13 protein-coding genes and 4 pseudogenes are annotated in these 17,305 nt (G+C 66.8%); 12 read left to right on the top strand and 5 right to left on the bottom strand.

Features of this window, described 5'->3' with window-relative positions:
• The first annotated feature begins 40 nt into the window (after positions 1 to 40).
• Positions 41 to 1,072, top strand: coding sequence for a tRNA (adenosine(37)-N6)-threonylcarbamoyltransferase complex transferase subunit TsaD (gene tsaD / locus H9L12_RS11505; protein WP_187541846.1), 1,032 nt, complete (start codon positions 41 to 43; stop codon positions 1,070 to 1,072).
• Positions 1,069 to 2,057 (top strand): annotated as a pseudogene (locus tag H9L12_RS11500) (NAD(P)H-dependent glycerol-3-phosphate dehydrogenase). Before tsaD ends, H9L12_RS11500 begins: the two are co-directional and overlap by 4 nt.
• Here the strand turns inward: H9L12_RS11500 and H9L12_RS11495 are convergent.
• Positions 2,054 to 2,217: pseudogene (locus H9L12_RS11495) on the bottom strand (DUF1674 domain-containing protein). The pseudogenes H9L12_RS11500 and H9L12_RS11495 sit on opposite strands and share 4 nt — an antisense overlap.
• A gap of 29 nt (positions 2,218 to 2,246) precedes the next feature.
• Here H9L12_RS11495 and H9L12_RS11490 point away from each other — a divergent pair.
• The 6 genes and pseudogenes from H9L12_RS11490 to purH all read left to right on the top strand — a co-directional run bounded on the left by H9L12_RS11490 (position 2,247) and on the right by purH (position 7,408).
• Positions 2,247 to 3,487: pseudogene (locus tag H9L12_RS11490) on the top strand (RsmB/NOP family class I SAM-dependent RNA methyltransferase).
• Between the two features lie 18 nt (positions 3,488 to 3,505).
• Positions 3,506 to 4,168 (top strand): ribulose-phosphate 3-epimerase, encoded by a 663-nt coding sequence (gene rpe / locus H9L12_RS11485; RefSeq protein ID WP_187541845.1) that lies wholly within the window; start codon positions 3,506 to 3,508, stop codon positions 4,166 to 4,168.
• Positions 4,165 to 4,773: a hypothetical protein gene (locus tag H9L12_RS11480; RefSeq protein WP_187541844.1), complete on the top strand. Its 609-nt coding sequence runs from the start codon at positions 4,165 to 4,167 to the stop codon at positions 4,771 to 4,773. Before rpe ends, H9L12_RS11480 begins: the two co-directional genes overlap by 4 nt.
• Positions 4,773 to 5,264: a heparinase II/III domain-containing protein gene (locus H9L12_RS13990; protein ID WP_187541843.1), complete on the top strand. Its 492-nt coding sequence runs from the start codon at positions 4,773 to 4,775 to the stop codon at positions 5,262 to 5,264. The genes H9L12_RS11480 and H9L12_RS13990 overlap by 1 nt, the downstream gene beginning before the upstream one ends.
• On the top strand, positions 5,249 to 5,800 hold the full coding sequence (locus H9L12_RS11470) for a heparinase II/III family protein (protein ID WP_187541842.1): 552 nt from the start codon (positions 5,249 to 5,251) through the stop codon (positions 5,798 to 5,800). Before H9L12_RS13990 ends, H9L12_RS11470 begins: the two co-directional genes overlap by 16 nt.
• A gap of 21 nt (positions 5,801 to 5,821) precedes the next feature.
• A complete protein-coding gene (gene purH, locus H9L12_RS11465) occupies positions 5,822 to 7,408 on the top strand; it encodes a bifunctional phosphoribosylaminoimidazolecarboxamide formyltransferase/IMP cyclohydrolase (RefSeq protein ID WP_187541841.1) in 1,587 nt (528 codons plus the stop codon).
• A 65-nt stretch (positions 7,409 to 7,473) separates the two neighbouring features.
• Here the strand turns inward: purH and H9L12_RS11460 are convergent.
• A pseudogene (locus H9L12_RS11460) lies at positions 7,474 to 9,043 on the bottom strand (lipopolysaccharide biosynthesis protein).
• On the bottom strand, positions 9,040 to 11,859 hold the full coding sequence (gene polA / locus H9L12_RS11455; RefSeq protein ID WP_187541840.1) for a DNA polymerase I: 2,820 nt from the start codon (positions 11,857 to 11,859) through the stop codon (positions 9,040 to 9,042). Before polA ends, H9L12_RS11460 begins: the two are co-directional and overlap by 4 nt.
• A 58-nt stretch (positions 11,860 to 11,917) precedes the next feature.
• Between polA and H9L12_RS11450 the strand changes: the two genes are divergently transcribed.
• A complete protein-coding gene (locus tag H9L12_RS11450) occupies positions 11,918 to 12,109 on the top strand; it encodes a hypothetical protein (RefSeq protein WP_187541839.1) in 192 nt (63 codons plus the stop codon).
• A gap of 224 nt (positions 12,110 to 12,333) precedes the next feature.
• Positions 12,334 to 12,873 carry a hypothetical protein gene (locus H9L12_RS11445; protein ID WP_187541838.1) on the top strand — a complete coding sequence of 180 codons (540 nt, stop codon included), beginning with the start codon at positions 12,334 to 12,336 and terminating at the stop codon, positions 12,871 to 12,873.
• A gap of 102 nt (positions 12,874 to 12,975) precedes the next feature.
• On the opposite strand, the gene nadB is transcribed toward H9L12_RS11445, so the two are convergent.
• Complete coding sequence (nadB, locus tag H9L12_RS11440; protein ID WP_187541837.1) at positions 12,976 to 14,565, bottom strand: L-aspartate oxidase; 1,590 nt, start codon at positions 14,563 to 14,565, stop codon at positions 12,976 to 12,978.
• An 89-nt stretch (positions 14,566 to 14,654) separates the two neighbouring features.
• Between nadB and H9L12_RS11435 the strand changes: the two genes are divergently transcribed.
• Positions 14,655 to 15,536: a CE1 family esterase gene (locus tag H9L12_RS11435; RefSeq protein WP_187541836.1), complete on the top strand. Its 882-nt coding sequence runs from the start codon at positions 14,655 to 14,657 to the stop codon at positions 15,534 to 15,536.
• On the opposite strand, the gene H9L12_RS11430 is transcribed toward H9L12_RS11435, so the two are convergent.
• Positions 15,533 to 16,471, bottom strand: a complete 939-nt coding sequence (locus tag H9L12_RS11430; protein WP_187541835.1) for an ABC transporter ATP-binding protein — start codon at positions 16,469 to 16,471, stop codon at positions 15,533 to 15,535. The two genes, H9L12_RS11435 and H9L12_RS11430, sit on opposite strands and share 4 nt — an antisense overlap.
• A 262-nt stretch (positions 16,472 to 16,733) precedes the next feature.
• Here H9L12_RS11430 and H9L12_RS11425 point away from each other — a divergent pair, with 262 nt between their 5' ends.
• On the top strand, positions 16,734 to 17,282 hold the full coding sequence (locus tag H9L12_RS11425) for a DUF4402 domain-containing protein (protein WP_187541834.1): 549 nt from the start codon (positions 16,734 to 16,736) through the stop codon (positions 17,280 to 17,282).
• Positions 17,283 to 17,305: the final 23 nt, after the last annotated feature.

The following is a 17,305-nucleotide window of genomic DNA, read 5'->3' as shown; positions in this document are numbered from 1 at the left end:
GCTAGCGCAAACCGGCCGCTTGAGGCAAAGGGCGCGGCACATGGCCCTGATCCTCGCCCTTGAATCCTCGTGCGACGACAGCGCGGCGGCGCTGGTCACCAGTGACCGGCAGATCCTGGCGCAAGCCGTGGTCGGCCAGAATGAGGCGCATCGCCCGTTCGGCGGTGTCGTCCCCGAAATCGCCGCGCGCGCCCATGTCGAAATTCTTCCCGGCCTGGTGCGCCAGGTACTGGCCGACGCTGACGTCGTGGTGTCGGACATCGACGCGATCGCCGCGACCGCCGGTCCGGGCCTGATCGGTGGCGTGATGGTCGGGCTGATGGCCGGGAAGGGCTTGAGCCTCGCTACCGGAAAGCCGCTGGTGGCCGTCAATCACCTCGAAGGCCATGCCCTCAGCCCGCGGCTGGTCGATGCCGACCTCGACTTTCCATACCTCCTGCTGCTCGCCAGCGGCGGCCACTGCCAGTTGCTCGAGGTGCGCGGCATCGGCGAGTATCGGCGGCTGGCGACGACCATCGACGATGCGGCGGGCGAAGCGTTCGACAAGGCGGCCAAGCTGCTCGGCCTCGGCTATCCCGGCGGCCCGGCGATCGAGGCGCTCGCGGCGGAAGGCGACGCGAAGGCAGTGCCGCTGCCCCGGCCATTGCTGGGGTCGAAAGAGCCGCACTTCAGCTTCGCCGGCCTCAAGGCCGCGGTGCAGCGCGTGGTTGCCTCGGGCGATCATCGGCCGGAGGATATCGCCGCCTCTTTCCAGCAGGCGGTGGTCGATTGTTTCGTCGATCGCACGCGGCGGGCGCTGGAAGTCAGCGACGCGCCCAGCCTTGTCGTCGCCGGCGGGGTCGCGGCGAACCGGTCGGTTCGCACGGCCCTGGAGGCGCTGGCGGCGGAACACGGTCGGGCCTTCGCGGTGCCGCCCGGTTGGCTGTGCACCGACAATGCGGCCATGATCGGCTGGGCGGGTGCCGAACGGTTTGCGTTGGGACTGACCGACGGGTTGGAAACGCCGGCGCGTGCGCGCTGGCCGCTCGATCCCGAAGGTGACAAGGTGCGCGGGGCGGGGGTGAAGGCATGAGCGTGGAGCGGTTAGCGGTCATCGGAGGGGGCGCGTGGGGCACTGCGCTGGCGCAGGTCGCGGCGGCTGACGGTCGGGACGTCCTGCTGTGGGCTCTTGAAGATGACGTCGTGGCGGCGGTCAATTCGATCCACGAGAACCCGGTCTATCTGAAGGGGCTGAAGCTCTCTCCGTCGATCCGCGCGACGGCCAATTTCTCCGACCTGACGCGCGCCGACGCGTGGCTGGTCGTCACGCCGGCCCAGCACATGCGCGCGGTCCTGTCGCGCTCGCCTTGTCCAGGCAAGCCGCTGGTCCTCTGTTCGAAGGGCATCGAGGAAGGCAGCGGCCAGATGCTCCACCAGGTCGCGCGCGAAGTGTGTCCTTCCTTGCCGGTCGCCGTCCTGTCCGGCCCCACCTTCGCCCATGAAGTGGCGGCCGGGTTGCCAACGGCGGTAACACTGGCATGCGAGGACCAGGATCTGGCGCAACAGCTTCGCGCCCGGATCGCCCGTCCGTCCTTCCGCGCCTATTTGACCGATGATGTCGCGGGCGCCGAAGTCGGCGGGCGGTCAAGAACGTCCTCGCCATCGCCTGCGGCGTGGTCGAAGGGCGTGGCCTCGGCCAGAATGCGCGAGCGGCCCTCATCGCGCGCGGTTTCGCGGAAATGACCCGCTTCGGTCTCGCGGTCGGCGCGCGGCGCGAGACATTGGCGGGACTGAGCGGCCTCGGCGACCTCGTTCTCACCTGCTCTTCCACCAGCAGCCGCAACTTCTCGCTCGGCAAGGCACTCGGTGAAGGGCGCAGGGCGACTGACCTGATGGCCGACCGCCGCACGGTCGCGGAAGGCGCGCACACCGCGCCGGTGCTGGCAAAGATCGCGGCCGAGCGCGAGATCGACATGCCGATCGTCGGTGCGGTCGCGGCGCTGCTCGACGGAAGCCTCGACGTCGACCATGTCCTCGAGGCGATCCTCAGCCGGCCGCCGCGCCCCGAATCGCATTAAAAGTCGACCGCGACGCCCTTTTTCTCCCAATCGCCGTAGCGGGTGGGGTCGGCCTTATCTTCCTCCCCAACGGTGGGCCGGGCTCGACCCTTGCCGGGGCCGGGACCGGCGGCGAGGGCGACAGGTGAGCGGGCGGCTTGACGTGCGATGGCCGTTTCATTCCGTGTCGAATGACGCCTAAGGGGGACGATGCCAACCCCCGACGGACTTCCCGCGCGCCTCGCCGCGCTCAAGATACTCGATGCGGTGCTTCGCCGCGGCCAGACGATGGACAACGCTGCCCAGACCGCTCGCGGCCTGCCGCCGGCCGACGCCGCACTGGCCAGCGCGATCGCCGGGGAAACGTTGCGGCGGCTTCCCGATCTCGACCGGATGATCGATGGCGCGACCCGATTGCGGCTGGCCGACGATGCCAAGGCACGGATGGTGCTGCGGCTGGCGCTGGCGCAAAAGCTGGCCCTCGGGACACCCGACCATGCGGTTGTCGCCACCGCGCTGCCATTGGTCGAAGGCGGGCCGCGGCGGCTGGTCCACGGTGTGCTTGGCACACTGCTCCGTAAGGGCGACCGCTTTCCTGAGGAGGCTGGGCTGCCCGCGGCGGTCGAACAGCGCTGGCGCGAAGCCTGGGGCGATGACGTCGTGGCGGCGGCGCGGCGCGCGATTGTCCGGCGGCCGCCGCTGGACCTGAGTTTCGCCGATGAGGCTGCGGCAGAAGCCTATCCAGCCGGGGTCAGTCTCGCCTCGCGCCACCGGCGGCTGGAATCGAGTTCGGTCGCGGGGCTGCCCGGCTTCGACGAGGGCGCTGGTGGGTCCAGGACCTGGCATCCTCGCTGCCCGCGCGCCTCATTCCCTTCTCGGCCAAGCGGGTGCTTGACGCCTGTGCTGCACCGGGCGGGAAAACCATGCAGCTCGCCGCTGCCGGCCATGACGTGACCGCGCTAGACCGGTCGGAGAGTCGTCTCGGACGACTTGCGGAGAATCTCGCTCGCACGGGGATGAGCGCAAAAACGGTCGTGGCCGATGCGTTGGATTGGGAAGCACCTGTGCCGTTCGACGCGGTCATGCTCGACGCCCCTTGCTCGGCGACCGGCACCTTCCGGCGGCACCCTGAAGTTCTGTACCGCGCCCATGCGGCGATCATCGCGCAGAGCGCCGACCTGCAGAAGCGCCTGATCCGCCGCGCTGCCGACTGGGTTCGGCCCGGCGGCAGCCTGGTCTATGCAGTCTGTTCGCTCGAACCGGTCGAAGGCGAACGGATCGTCACCGAATTCTTGGCCGACTGTCCGGATTTCCAGGTCGAGAATGCGGGCGACGTGGTGCCCGGGATCGCGCCCTCCCCAGAGGGTTGGCTGCGGGTCCTGCCCGGGATGCTGGAAGAGGCTGGCGGCCTTGACGGCTTCTTCACCGCGCACCTTGTCCGAAGGGCCTGATCGCGGCTATTCGGGCGCATGGCCCACCCCCTCATCTCGCCTTCCATCCTCAGTGCCGATTTCGCGCGTCTGGGTGAGGAGGTTCGCGCAATCGACGAAGCGGGCGCCGACTGGATCCACGTCGACGTCATGGACGGCCATTTCGTGCCCAACATCACCATCGGCCCGGGCGTGGTGAAAGCGCTCCGTCCGCATTCGACCAAGACTTTCGACGTCCACCTGATGATCTCGCCGGTCGACGATTTCCTCGAGGCGTTCGCGGAGGCCGGGGCGGACATCATCACCGTCCATCCCGAGGCGGGGCCGCACCTCCATCGAACGGTCCAGCGGATCAAGGGCCTGGGCAAAAAGGCAGGCGTGTCGCTCAACCCCGCGACCCCGGCGAAGATGCTGGACTATGTCATCGAGGACATCGACCTCGTCCTGGTGATGAGCGTTAACCCGGGTTTCGGCGGGCAGAAGTTCATCGCCTCGCAACTTCGCAAGATCGAGGCGATTGCGACTCAAGTGTCCAAGAAGGGCCTGTCCGTCGATATCGAGGTCGACGGCGGCATCGATGCAATCACCGCGCGCCAGGCGGTTGATGCCGGCGCCACCGTGCTGGTCGCCGGGACGGCCGCCTTCAAGGGCGGGCCGGACCATTACGCCGCAAACATTGCCGCGCTTCGGGGAGGCGAATGACCGCCAGCGACGTCGTCGGCAAGCTCGCCAAAGGCTCGTTATTCTCTCGCCTGTTCGGCGCTGGAAAGGCGCCGTTGCGCCTCGTCGCTGTTCCCCGCGACCATATCGTCGGTGATCGCGCCCGGGGCGATGCACTGCTCGCCGGCCGCTTCCCGCTCGGCAACCAAGAAGTGGCGCTGAAGAACATCGACTTCGGCTCGCTCGGGACCGACGGGGCGCTGGCCCATGCCATTCACGGCTTCTCGTGGTTGCGCGACCTTGCCGCCGCGGCCAGCCGCGAACAGGGCTCTCGTCTCGCCGAAGCCATCGCCGGCCGCTGGCTGGTCGCGCACGGCACCAAGCCCGACGGCGCCTGGGCGCCCGAACTATGGGGTGAGCGGCTGCTCTACTGGACCGCCTACGCCCCATACATCCTGTCGAGCCGGGACACCGGTTATCGTTCGGCAATCCTCAATACGCTGGCGCGCGGCGCCCGCCATCTCGACGCCAATGCCGACCGTGCCGCCCCGGCATCGAGCGGATTACCGCCTGGGCCGGTGCAGTGGTCGCGGCCCTCACTGTCCACGGCGCGCAATCGCGCCTGTCGCGCGCTGAATCCGGGCTGATGCGCGCGCTCAGCGCCGCCCAGTTCGAGGACGGCGGGTTGATGAGCCGAAGTCCGTTCGAGCAGATGCTGCTCGTCGACCGGCTGGCGCTCGTTCGCGCCGCTTATCACGCCGCCAAGCAGAACCAACCGGAAACTCTGGAAAGCAGCGCTGCGGCCGCGCTGGCCGCACTTCATGGCGTCACCATGGGCGATGGTGCCTTGTCGAGCTGGCAGGGCGGCAATCCCGACCTTCCGGCGCGGATCGCTGCGCTGGTTGAAGGTTGCGGCCTCCGCGCCCGCCCGCTGCGCGCCGCTCGCGGCTGGGGCTACCAACGGATCAGTGCGCTTGGGACGATCGTAGTGCTGGACGCCGCGCCCCCGCCGCCCGCCAAAATGGCCGAGCGCGGGTGCGCCTCGACCCTGGCGATCGAGGTCAGCGACGGCGCGCAGCGTCTGGTGGTCAATTGCGGGGGCCCGGCGCGGAACCCAGCGTCATGCCGGCCGACCTGATCGACGCACTGCGCACCACGGCCGCCCATTCGACCCTGATTCTCGACGATACCAATTCCACCGCGATCCTGCCCGACGGCAGCCTTGGGAGAGGGGTCACCGACGTGGTCCTCGACCGTAGCGAGGACAATGACAGTTCGCGCATCGAGGCCAGCCACGACGGCTATGTCCGGTCGTTCGGGCTGATCCACCAGCGCCGCCTCAGTCTCGGCAACGACGGCAAGGAAATCCGCGGCGAGGACAAGCTGATTCCCAAGGGCCGGCGCAAGATCAAGGAAGCTGCCCCGTTCGCCATCCGCTTTCACCTCGCTCCCGGGATCGAAGCGACCGTGACGGCCGACGGGATGGGGGCGATCCTCCGCTCGCCCGGTGCGCCGCCATGGAATTTTCGCTGTCGCGGCGCGATGCTGGTGGTGGAAGAAAGCTTGGTCATCGACGGGCACGGCCAGCCGGTCGGATCGCTACAGCTGGTCATCGTCGGCGAAGTGTCCGGCGTTGGCGGTGACATCGGCTGGCAATTCCGCCGCTCCAGCTAATCAAGAATTGAAGGAAGTTTGATGACCGATATCGTGCACGTCCGCCGCGCCCTCATTTCGCTGTCGGACAAGTCGGGGCTGGATCGATTGGCGGCGGCGCTGACAGCGGCCGGCGTGGAACTCGTCTCGACCGGTGGTACCGCCGCCAAGCTGCGCGAACTGGGCGCGAACCCGCGCGACATCAGCGACCTCACCGGCTTTCCCGAGATGATGGACGGACGGGTGAAGACGCTGCATCCGAAGGTGCACGGCGGCCTGCTCGCGGTGCGCGACAATGCCGAGCATCTTGCGGCGATGGAGGCACACGACATCGGCGCCATCGACCTTGTCGTCGTCAATCTCTACCCGTTCGAGCAGACCGTTGCGCGGGGTGGCACCCGGGAAGAAATCATCGAGAATATCGACATCGGCGGGCCTTCGATGGTGCGCTCGGCGGCCAAGAACCACGCCCATGTCGCCATCGTCACCGATCCGGCGGACTATCCCGTGCTGATCGAGCAGATCGGCCGCGGTGGCACCACGCTCGACTTCCGGCGCAAGCTCGCTGCCAAGGCCTATGCGCTGACGTCGGCCTATGACACGGCGATCTCGATGTGGTTTCAACGGGTGGACCAGGGCCAGCAGTGGCCGGAGCGGCGGGCGATGTCGTCGCCGCTGTTGATGACGCTGCGCTACGGCGAGAATCCGCATCAGCAGGCGGCGCTCTACGCCTCGGCGGGCCCGGCGGCGCGAGGCATCGGCCAGGCCGAACAGCTGCAGGGCAAGGAACTCAGCTACAACAACATCAACGATGCCAACGCAGCGCTCGAACTGGTCGCCGAGTTTCGCGACGGGCCGCCGACGGTCGTCGTCGTCAAGCATGCGAACCCGTGCGGCGTCGCCACCGGCGATACGCTGGCCGAGGCCTGGAAGGGCGCGCTGGAATGCGACAGTGTGTCGGCATTCGGCGGCATCGTCGCCGTCAATCGCCCGCTCGATGCGGCAACCGCCGAGGCGATCACCGCCATCTTCACCGAAGTGGTGGTTGCGCCGGATGCCGACGAAGCGGCGCGGGCGATTTTTGCCAGGAAAAAGAACCTGCGCCTGCTCCTGACCGGCGACCTGCCAGACCCGCGGCGCGGCGGGCAATATGCCGTCACGATCTGCGGCGGCGTGCTGGTCCAGACCCGCGACAACTGCATGATCAGCCGCGAGGATTTGAAGCTGGTGACCAAGCGGGCGCCGACCGAGCAGGAATTGAACGATTGCCTGTTCGCCTGGACGGTGGCCAAGCACGTCAAGTCGAACGCGATCGTCTATGCCAAGGACGGCATCACCGCCGGCATTGGGGCGGGGCAGATGAACCGTCGCGATTCGGCGCGCATCGCCGCGATCAAGGCACGCGAAGCGGCCGAGCTCTACGGCTGGGCCGAACCGCGCACGGCCGGCTCGGCGGTCGCGTCCGATGCCTTTTTCCCGTTCGCCGATGGATTGCTGGCGGCGGCGGAGGCGGGCGCGACCGTGGTGATCCAGCCCGGCGGATCGATGCGCGACCAGGAAGTTATCGACGCGGCGGACGCGGCCGGGCTGGCGATGGTGTTCACGGGGATGCGCCACTTTCGCCACTAAGCCGCCGAGCGCAGCGACGCGATCGCCTGGCAATCGCTAGCAGCGCGCCAAGCCCGCCCGGTGGCTCAAACGCGGCTCTTGTCCGCCTCGCTCGCCGCCGCGAGATCTTCGATCTCGGTCTTGCGCAGCTTGAATAATTCGCGGTCTTCGGGGCCAAACCCCTTGTACCAGAGGACGGCGCAGAAGGCGCCGAGGATCAGCGGCACGCCGAGTGCGAGTTCAGCCCATTCGGGAAGAATATGCGCACCGGCACGCCGACCGCGACCCCGGCGGCGGCGGCCCACAACAGGTCCCAGCGCCACCCCGACACAGGATGGCCCAGCACCCGCGAAAGGAGGCGGGCCTTGACGATCGAAGCCAGCCCGAGGGCCACGCACAGCGCCGCCGCCGGGCCGGTCATCTGCCAGCGGCGAACGTCCAGGCCGTCCCCGATCCACTCGTGCAGGTCTTTGAACAGGAAGATGAAGGCGACGCTCAAGGCCGCCTCGATCGCCAGCATCGCAAGGCTGATCATCATGTTGCGATGGCGCGCAACGTAGATCAGCGCCGCCTCGCTAACCACGGCGGTGGCGGCAACCACCTCGGCGATCAGCAGGAAGGCGAGCGTCGCGGTGCCGCCGGTGAAGTTCGACCCGACCAGGCCCATGACGCCGCGTCCCGGGATCGCGAGCGAGATGGCGATCCCCGCCTGCGCGGCAAGGATCCAGAAGCCGACCTGGCGAACCTGCTGCGCGACCGCCCGGTAATCATTGGCGGCGATGTTGCGGGCGATGACCGGGCCAAGAACCGGCTCGAAACTGGTCTTCAGCTTGGACGGCAGCGAAGCGACCTGCTGCGCGACATAATAGATGCCGACATAGGCTGGCGACAGGAATAGGCCGAGCACGGCGATATCGACGCGCCGCGATCCCCACTCGACGGCGTCAGCCGCCGCGAGCGGCATGTTGCGCCGGGCCGTCCGCCATGCCAGCGGGAGGTCCGGCTTCCAGCCGTGCGGAATGCCATAGCTCTTGAGCAGCGGGATCAGGGCCGCGATCATCGCGGCGACCATCGAGAAGACGTAAGCGATAATCAGCCCGTCGCGCAGGGAGATGTACGACCAGACGAAAGCGACGAGGCTGATCGTCCACGGTTCGACCACTGACCGGGCGCGGACCGTGGCGCCGACGTCATGGCGATAGGCCAGCGCCGACAGGGCAATGTCGGTCCAACTGATCGCCAGCACCGTGATCGGCAGCAACCAGTCCAGCCCGTGCACCTGGCTGTTGGGGAACATGGCTTGCGGGAAGCTGCCGAGGATGACCATCGCCACCACAGCGCCGATCGCCGACACCAGCATCGCATCGGCAACGACGCAGGCATGGTCGCGGTCGTTGCGCGCCAGCAATTGCGCTAACCCGCGCTTCAGCCCGAGCGTCGACAGTTGGGCCGCCAGCTCGACGATCAGTACCGCATAGGCGAACCGTCCGAGCGCCTCGGCACCATAGCTTCGCCCGGCGATGAACAGGAAAGGCAGTCGCGCCGCCAGCCGCAGGACGAACCCGAAGAAATTGAGCCGCCCCCGCGCGCCAGCGCCGCCAGGTCCGCTGACGGTTTCTCGGGCACCGGTGGCTCGGGATCGACCGCGGTCGTCAATGCGCGGCGCCCCAATGCTCGCCCCAACCGACCTCGACGTCGAGCGGCACGTCGAGCGTGATCGCCGGCTCGGCCGCTCCGCTCATCACCGCGCGCACGACTTCAGCGGCTCGCTCTTCCTGGCCCTTGGGCACCTCGAACACCAGTTCGTCGTGGACCTGCAGCAGCATGCGGACATCGGGCAGGCCTGCCTTCGACAGCGCAGCATCTATTCGATTCATCGCCCGCTTGATGAGGTCGGCGCTGGTCCCCTGGATCGGCGCGTTGATCGCAGCCCGCTCACTGCCTTGCCGCAAATTCATCTGTGGCGACCGGATATTCGGGAAATGCGTCTTGCGGCCGAACAGGGTGCGCGTGAACCCCTGTTCGCGCGCGAACGCCAGCGTGTCGTTGATATAGCTAGAGATGCCGGGGAAGCGCTCGAAATAGCGGTCGATGATCGCCTTGCCCTCCTCTCGGCTGATTCCAAGGCGGCCGGCGAGGCCCCAACTGGAAATGCCATAGAGGATGGCGAAGTTGACCGTCTTGGCGCGGTTGCGCGTATCACGGTCGACGCTTCCGAACAGCTCCTCGGCAGTCATCGAGTGGATGTCTTCCTTGGCGCGGAACGCCTCCTTCAGCTGCGGCACGTCGGCCATGTGCGCCGCCAGCCGAAGCTCGATCTGGCTATAATCGGCGCTCATCAGCACATGGCCCGGCTCGGCAACGAAGGCGTCGCGAATCTGGCGGCCGAGCTCGGTGCGGATCGGGATGTTCTGCAGGTTCGGGTCGGTCGACGACAGTCGACCGGTTTGCGCCATGGCAAGGCCGTAGCTGGTGTGGACGCGGCCCGTGTCCGGATTGATCTGCGCCTGAAGCGCGTCGGTGTACGTTGTCTTGAGCTTGGTCAGCTGGCGCCAGTCGAGGACCAACCGCGCGACGTCGACGCCCTCGCCCGCCAAGCGCTCCAGTTCGTTGACGTCGGTGGAGTAGCTCCCGCTCTTTCCCTTGCGCCCGCCTTTAAGGCCGAGCCGCTCGAACAGCACCTGGCCAAGCTGCTGCGGCGATCCGATTGTGAACGGCCCGCCGGCGGCCTCATGGACCTGTGCCTCCAGCTTGGCGATTTCGTCGGCAAAGGTGCCGCTCAGCTTGCTCAGGTAACCGCGGTCGACCTTGACCCCGCGCTGCTCCATCCGCGCCACGGTGGCCGACAGCGGCCGGTCGACCATCTCGTAGACCTGCGCGACGTGTTCGGCGGCGACGCGCGGCTTCAGCCGCTGCCACAGTCGCAGCGTGATGTCGGCGTCCTCGGCGGCATATTCGGTCGCGGCGTCCAGCGGCACCTTGTCAAAGGTAATCTGCTTTTGCCCGGTGCCGCACACCGACTTGAAGGCAATGCACTCATGCTCGAAGTGAAGCTTGGCGAGTTCGTCCATTCCATGACTGCCAAGCCCGGCATCGAGATTGAAACTCAATAGCATCGTGTCATCGTAAGGGGCGACGGCGATGCCCACCTTGGCGAACATGACAAGGTCGTACTTGAGGTTGTGGCCGATCTTGAGGACCGCAGGATCTTCCAGCAGCGGCTTCAACCGCGCCAGCACGTCGGCCTTCGCCAATTGGTCGGGCGCGGCGCTGAACATGTCGGCGCCCGAATGACCGACCGGAATGTAGCAGGCCTTGTTCGGCTGCGTGGCAAGGCTGATCCCGGCAAGCTTGGCGACGATGCAATCGATGCAGTCGGTTTCGGTGTCGAGCGCGACAAAGCCCTGGTTCCGCGCCTCCGCAATCCAGGCGTCGAGCGCGTCGAGCGTCGTCACCGTCTGGTACAGGGTCCGGTCGACGGTAATCCTTTCGACCTCGCCGCGGCCGGTCCCGCTCGGCACCGGAGCGGCGGATGACGGCTTGACGTCATTCCTAAGGGATTGAACCGGAACGTTTCTGGTCGCACTGGTGCCTCCGACCATCCGCGCCAACAGCGTCTTGAACCCTTGGTCCTCCAGGAATTCGCGAAGTGGTTCGGGCGGAATGCCCTTCAGCCGCAGGTCGTCGAGCGGTTCGGGCAGCGGATGTTCGCAGACCAGCTCGACCAACTGCCGCGACAGGCGTGCGTCTGCGGCATGGTCGATCAGGCTCTGCTTCAGCTTCGGCTTGGTGATCCGGTCGGTCGAGGCCAGCACAGTTTCCAGGTCGCCGAAATCGTTGATCAGTTGCGACGCGGTCTTGGGACCAATGCCCGGAATACCCGGGACGTTATCGACCTTGTCGCCCATCAGGGCCAGCACATCGCCGACGCGCTCCGGCCCGACGCCGAACTTCTCGATCACTTCCGGCCTGCCGATGCGGCGATCCTTCATCGTGTCGAGCATGTCGACCTGGTCGTCGATCAGCTGCATCAGGTCCTTGTCGCTGCTGACGATCGTCGTCCGCCATCCCTTGGCGCTAGCGGCCTTGGCGTAACAGGCGATGATGTCGTCGGCTTCCAGCCCCTCTTCCTCGATGCAGGGAATTGAAAAGGCACGGGTGGCGACGCGGATCAGTGGGAATTGCGAAACCAGGTCCTCGGGCGGCGGCGGCCGGTTGGCCTTGTACTGGTCGTACATCTGGTTGCGATGGGTGTTGCTCGACGCGTCGAGGATCACTGCGAGGTGGCTCGGCCCGTCCTCCTGCTCGAGGCTTGCGGCCAGTTTCCACAGCATCGCGGTGTAGCCATAGACGGCGCCGGCCGGCGTGCCGTGACGATTGGTCAGCGGCGGCAGCTGGTGGTAGGCGCGGAAGATGTAGCTCGACCCGTCGACCAGATAGAGATGCGGTTGCTTGTCGGTTGCCTCGGCCATGAACGCACCGCATTAGCTGTGGCGAGCGAGCGATGCCAGCCTCGCGGAAGGATGATCGATGGGCGGAAAATCGGAGAAGGGTTTCGAACGTCACAAGCAGCCGTGGACGCTGGATGAAACCGACAAGCTGAAGCGACTGGCGATCAAGGGCATGGGCCTCAAGGCCATTGCCAAGGCGCTGACCCGCAGCGAGGAATCGACCCAGAACAAGGCCAAGGAGATCGGCCTGAAGATCGCAAAGCTACGCTAGGCCCCGATCCGCCGAGCGCAGCGCCGCCGACGCGGGACGCGTCGTCGAAGCAGCGCGAACAGCCGCTGAGGGCCGGCCGGCCTGCCGCGAAGCGGACAGTATCGACGTCACGGATTCACTCCGTGACGGCCTCACTTTTCAGCGATTGCTCACCCGGACCTCATGGCATTCACCGGTCATTGCTCGATGGATCCTTCCTCGTTCATCGGAGGAATCGCATCGTCATGACCGTTCAAACTCATCCGCGCCCCTCGGGCATCAACTGGCGCCTTGTCGGCTGGGGCGGCGCGGCCGCGCTGCTCGCGCTGCCCTTCGTCGCCATGCAATTCACCACCGAGGTCAACTGGACCGCCAGCGACTTCGTGGTCATGGGCCTGCTCATCGGCACGATCGGCCTCGGCCTGGAGTTCCTGTTGCGGAAGGCGTCGAACACCACGTATCGCCTGGCCGCGGCCATCACGCTGGGCACTGCCTTCCTGACCATCTGGGTCAACCTCGCTGTCGGGATGATCGGGTCGGAGGACAATCCCTACAACTTGCTGTTCGTCGGCGTGCTCTTCGTAGCGCTGATCGGTGCGATCCTGACGCGGTTCTCGTCATCGGGAATGGCGCGGACGACCGTCGTGGCGGCGGCCATCCAGCTGGCGGTCGGCGCCTTCGGCTACGCCGTCGACCCGCGCGGAGCAGTTTTCAGCATGCTGTTCGCACTCCCCTGGCTGCTCGCAGCGGCGCTCTACCGAAGCGCCGGGGACATCGGGAAGTAAATCCGTGCCGTCGCCCCGGCCGGCTTCGCAGCCGGTCGGCCGGCCTTGCCGTTTCTCGACAATGGCCCGCTCGCCCTGCTCCGCTGGCCTTGTGCTCGGCGGCTAGGGCACGAGCACGGTATCGACCGCCTCGGGCGCAAGTCCGGGGTAGTCGAGCGTGTAGTGCAGCCCGCGGCTTTCGTGCCGGGACAGGGCGCTGCGGATGATCAGGTCGGCGACCTCGACCAGGTTGCGGAGTTCGATCAGGTCGGGCGTCACCCGGAAGTGGCGATAATAATCGGCCACCTCCTGGCGAAGCAGGTCGATCCGGTGCTTGGCCCGCTCCAGCCGCTTGGTGGTGCGGACGATGCCGACGAAGTTCCACATGAAGCGGCGGATCTCGCCCCAGCACTGCTGGATAACGACTTCCTCGTCGCTGTCGGTCACCCGGCTTTCGTCCCACGGCCGCACCTTCGGCGGCTCGGCGAGCGAGTCCCAGTGGGCCATGATGTGCCTGGCCGCCGCCTCGCCGAATACCAGGCACTCCAGCAGGCTGTTCGAGGCCAGCCGGTTGGCGCCGTGAAGACCGGACTGGGTTACCTCGCCCGCCGCGTAGAGCCCCGGCGCGTCGGTCCGCCCGTCGATGTCGGTCAGCACGCCGCCGCAGGTGTAATGCTGCGCCGGGACGACCGGGATCGGCTGCCTGGTAATGTCGATGCCCAGGCCGAGCAGCTTTTCGTAGATGTTCGGGAAATGCTCCTTCACGAATTCGGGCTCGCGATGGCTGATGTCGAGGTGGACGTAATCCAGCCCGTCGCGCTTGATCTCGCTGTCGATCGCCCGGGCGACAACGTCTCGCGGGGCCAGCTCGGCCCGCTCGTCGTAATCGGGCATGAAGCGGTGGCCGGTTTCAGGATGCTTCAGGATCCCGCCTTCGCCGCGCACCGCCTCCGTGATCAGGAAATTCTTGACCTCGAGATTGTAGAGGCAGGTCGGGTGGAACTGCATGAACTCCATGTTGGATATGCGGCATCCGGCGCGCCACGCCATGGCGATGCCGTCACCGGTCGCCCCGCGCGGCGCCGTCGAATAAAGGTAGGTGCGGCCTGCTCCGCCGGTGGCCAGCACCGTTGCCCGCGCGGTGATGGTCTCGACCTCGCCACTGCCCCGATTGAACGCATAGAGGCCGTGCACCGCGCCGGCCGTCGTGAATTCCTCCGCATGACGCCCGGTGACCAGGTCGATGGCCACCATGTCCGGAACCAGCGTGATGTTCGGGTGCGCCCGCGCCGCCTTCTCCAGCGCCTGCTGGATCGCCCAGCCTGTCGCGTCGGCGACATGGACGATCCGGCGATGGCTGTGACCGCCTTCGCGCGTCAGGTGCCAGCCTTCCCCGTCCGTATCGATGTTGAAGGGCACTCCAAGCTCGGCCAGTCGGGCGATCGCCGCCGGCGCTTCGCTCACCACATGCTCTACGACGGCGAGGTTGTTGAGGCCCGCACCAGCGATCATCGTGTCGCGCACATGGGCCTCGAAACTGTCGCCCTCTTCCAGGACGGCGGCAATTCCGCCCTGCGCCCAGCCGGTCGCGCCCTCGTCGAGCTTGCCCTTCGCGACCACGCCAACCCGAAGCGTCGGCGCCAGTGTCAGTGCCGCCGTCAGGCCCGCCGCGCCGGACCCGATAACCAGCACGTCGTAATCCTGCGAAGCCAAGCCGACATTCCCCTGTGACGATGATCGCGGCCTAGCTGCGGCAAGTCGGCGCGGCTGGCAAGGACGGGCGCGGGCCGTAGCCTTGGACGATGCGCCTCATCCTGTTCCTTATCCTGTCCGTGCTCGGCGCATCGCCGGCGTTTGCAGGCTGCGACCTCGGACGCCCCGGCGCCACGACGTCGATCCTCATTCCCGGCACCGGTCGGTCGGTCTTGCTGCATCGCCCGGCGTCGCCCGAAGCCCCGCTACCCCTTGTCGTGCTCCTCCACGGCAGTGGCGGCCGGGGTGCGAACATCCTTACGGATTCCGGCATGGCGTCCACGGCGGATTCGCGCGGCTTCAACATTGCGGCGCCCGATGGAGGGATCCCGACCGGGGAGGGGTTCGCCTGGAATATTCCCGGCGTGCCGACGGTAACGGGGAAGATACCCGCCGCGGCGGACCCGGATGATGTCGCCTTCATCGGCCGGATGATCGACGTGCTTGCAGAACGCGGATGCATCGACCGGTCGCGGGTCTACGCGACCGGCCTGTCGGGTGGCGGGCGGATGACGAGTTGGCTCGGCTGCGTCGCCGCGGACCGCTTCGCGGCGATCGCGCCGGACGTCGGCCTTCGCGCCGGCCGGCCGCTCGTGTCCGATCGCTCGCGACCCGACCCCGATACGTGCCAGCCGTCGCATCCCCTCCCCGTGATGAGTTTCGACGGCGACGCGGACAGCACCAACCCGCCCGGCGGTGGCGGTGCAGCCTATTGGCGCTATTCGCTCGACGCCGCACTGTCGCGGTGGGCGGCGCTCAATTCCTGCTCCTCCGAACCAGTGCGCACCGAAGACGCGCACTGGACCAGCACCCGCTTCGCCGGCTGCCGCAATGGGGTGGATGTTGTCAGCTATGTCGCCAAGGGCCGCGGACACGAATGGCTGGCGGTGAACGACTGGATGTGGGCCTTCTTCCAGCGTTTCTCGCGCTAGGCGGCGGCGCGGGTCAGCGACAGGAAGACGTCTTCAAGGTCGGGATCCTTGGTCGACACGTCGATAATCTGGAGCCCTTCCTTCTGCAACGCGGCCAGGACGTCGCCGGCATTGACCCGGTCCTTGCGGTACTGGATTTCCAGCGTTCGCTCGCCGGTGCGCTCGACGCGGTCGAAACAGGCGGCGTCGGGCACCGTCTCGATGTCGCGATCGACCTCGACCACCACCACCTTGTCCTGGGCCTTGGCGATCAGCGCGCGGGTCGGTTCGTTGGCGATCAGCTTGCCGTGGTTGATGATCGCGATCCGGTCGCACAGCTGCTCGGCTTCCTCGAGGTAGTGGGTGGTCAGCACCACCGTCACCCCGTCGCGGTTCAATTGCTGGACATAATCCCACAGCTGCTGGCGAAGTTCGATGTCGACGCCCGCGGTTGGCTCGTCGAGCACCAGGATCGGCGGCGAATGAACCATCGCCTTCGCGACCAGCAAGCGGCGCTTCATTCCGCCCGACAGGGTGCGGGCATAGGCGTTGGCCTTGTCGGTCAGCCGTACCGCCGACAATAGCTCGGCGGTGCGCCGCTGATGTGCGGGTATTCCATACAGGCCGGCCTGGATCTCCAGCGCCTCGCGCGGCGTGAAGAAGGGATCGAACAGGATTTCCTGCGGGACGATGCCGATCGACCTTTTGGCGTTGCGCGGGTGCTGGTCGATGTCGAAACCCCACACCTCGGCGGTGCCGCCGCTTTTGACGACCAGCCCGGCCAGGATGTTGATCAGTGTCGACTTGCCCGCGCCATTGGGGCCTAGCAATCCGAAGATCTGGCCCCGCGGCACGTCGAAGCTGACCGAATCGAGCGCCAGTTTGGGCGCGCTGCCCTTGCTTGCGTAGGTCTTGGTGAGCTGGTCGATTCGGATGGCGGCGCCGGTTTCGGTCATGGCGACGGGGCATAGCGGGGCCTCGCCTGCTGGGAAAGCGCAGGGCCGTGCCAAGCAGGATGGTGCACAGGCTCGGTAAGCCCGCTATTAACCAGGGATGTCGATCTGGGCTGCCTTTCCCTCCGGAACAGACGCCTCCCTTTCCGCTCGTCTTCGGGCGGGTCCGTTGATCCGCAGGGTTAAATTCTTGCTCACCGGCCTTGTTGGGCAATTTCGCAAAGTCCGAAATCGATAGTGATGCTTCCCAATTCGGAGAGAACTTGTGACCAGACTTCAGACCCTTGCAGCCGCCGCGGCGACGCTTTCTTTCGCGACGCCGGCGCTTGCCCAGTCGGTGACCCAGGACAACAGCGGCGGCACCGGCCGCACGGTGATCCTGTCGCCGCTCAACTTCATCAACGACACCAACCTCAACTTCGGCGACGTCGTCCTCCCGTCGGGCAACGTCGGCCAGATCCGCATCGACGCCGATCCGACGGTCCCGTCGTTCGTCAGCAACATCGGCGTCCAGCCGCTTCCCAGCTCTGCGCCCAGCCGCGGCCTGATGGTCGGTGCGGGATCGGCCGGCATGGACGTCACCGTCCAGACCGTTTTCCCGACCGCGCTTTACCTCGGTGGTGACACGACTGCTGCAGCGCTTCCGGTGTCGCTCGGCCTCGACGCTACCGCGACCGCGCCGAACACCTACACCTACACCATTGCCAGCGACCAATCCTTCCTGGTTCATGTCGGCGGCACGCTCGACATTCCGGCCAACTCGCCGGACGGCGCCTATTCGAACACCTACACCGTCACCGCGACCTACCCGTAAGTCGCCGCATCCATGGTGGATTG

Source organism: Sphingomonas rhizophila (assembly GCF_014396585.1).
Lineage (GTDB): Bacteria > Pseudomonadota > Alphaproteobacteria > Sphingomonadales > Sphingomonadaceae > Sphingomicrobium > Sphingomicrobium rhizophilum.
This window is presented reverse-complemented; position numbering and strand designations above follow the sequence as displayed.

Excerpts from the sequence above, each read along its gene's own strand:
- tsaD (WP_187541846.1), top strand. The coding sequence starts at position 41 with ATGGCCCTGATCCTCGCCCTTGAATCCTCGTGCGACGACAGCGCGGCG.
- rpe (WP_187541845.1), top strand. The coding sequence starts at position 3,506 with ATGGCCCACCCCCTCATCTCGCCTTCCATCCTCAGTGCCGATTTCGCG.
- H9L12_RS11480 (WP_187541844.1), top strand. The coding sequence starts at position 4,165 with ATGACCGCCAGCGACGTCGTCGGCAAGCTCGCCAAAGGCTCGTTATTC.
- H9L12_RS13990 (WP_187541843.1), top strand. The coding sequence starts at position 4,773 with ATGCGCGCGCTCAGCGCCGCCCAGTTCGAGGACGGCGGGTTGATGAGC.
- H9L12_RS11470 (WP_187541842.1), top strand. The coding sequence starts at position 5,249 with ATGCCGGCCGACCTGATCGACGCACTGCGCACCACGGCCGCCCATTCG.
- purH (WP_187541841.1), top strand. The coding sequence starts at position 5,822 with ATGACCGATATCGTGCACGTCCGCCGCGCCCTCATTTCGCTGTCGGAC.
- polA (WP_187541840.1), bottom strand. The coding sequence starts at position 11,859 with ATGGCCGAGGCAACCGACAAGCAACCGCATCTCTATCTGGTCGACGGG.
- H9L12_RS11450 (WP_187541839.1), top strand. The coding sequence starts at position 11,918 with ATGGGCGGAAAATCGGAGAAGGGTTTCGAACGTCACAAGCAGCCGTGG.
- H9L12_RS11445 (WP_187541838.1), top strand. The coding sequence starts at position 12,334 with ATGACCGTTCAAACTCATCCGCGCCCCTCGGGCATCAACTGGCGCCTT.
- H9L12_RS11435 (WP_187541836.1), top strand. The coding sequence starts at position 14,655 with ATGCGCCTCATCCTGTTCCTTATCCTGTCCGTGCTCGGCGCATCGCCG.
- H9L12_RS11430 (WP_187541835.1), bottom strand. The coding sequence starts at position 16,471 with ATGACCGAAACCGGCGCCGCCATCCGAATCGACCAGCTCACCAAGACC.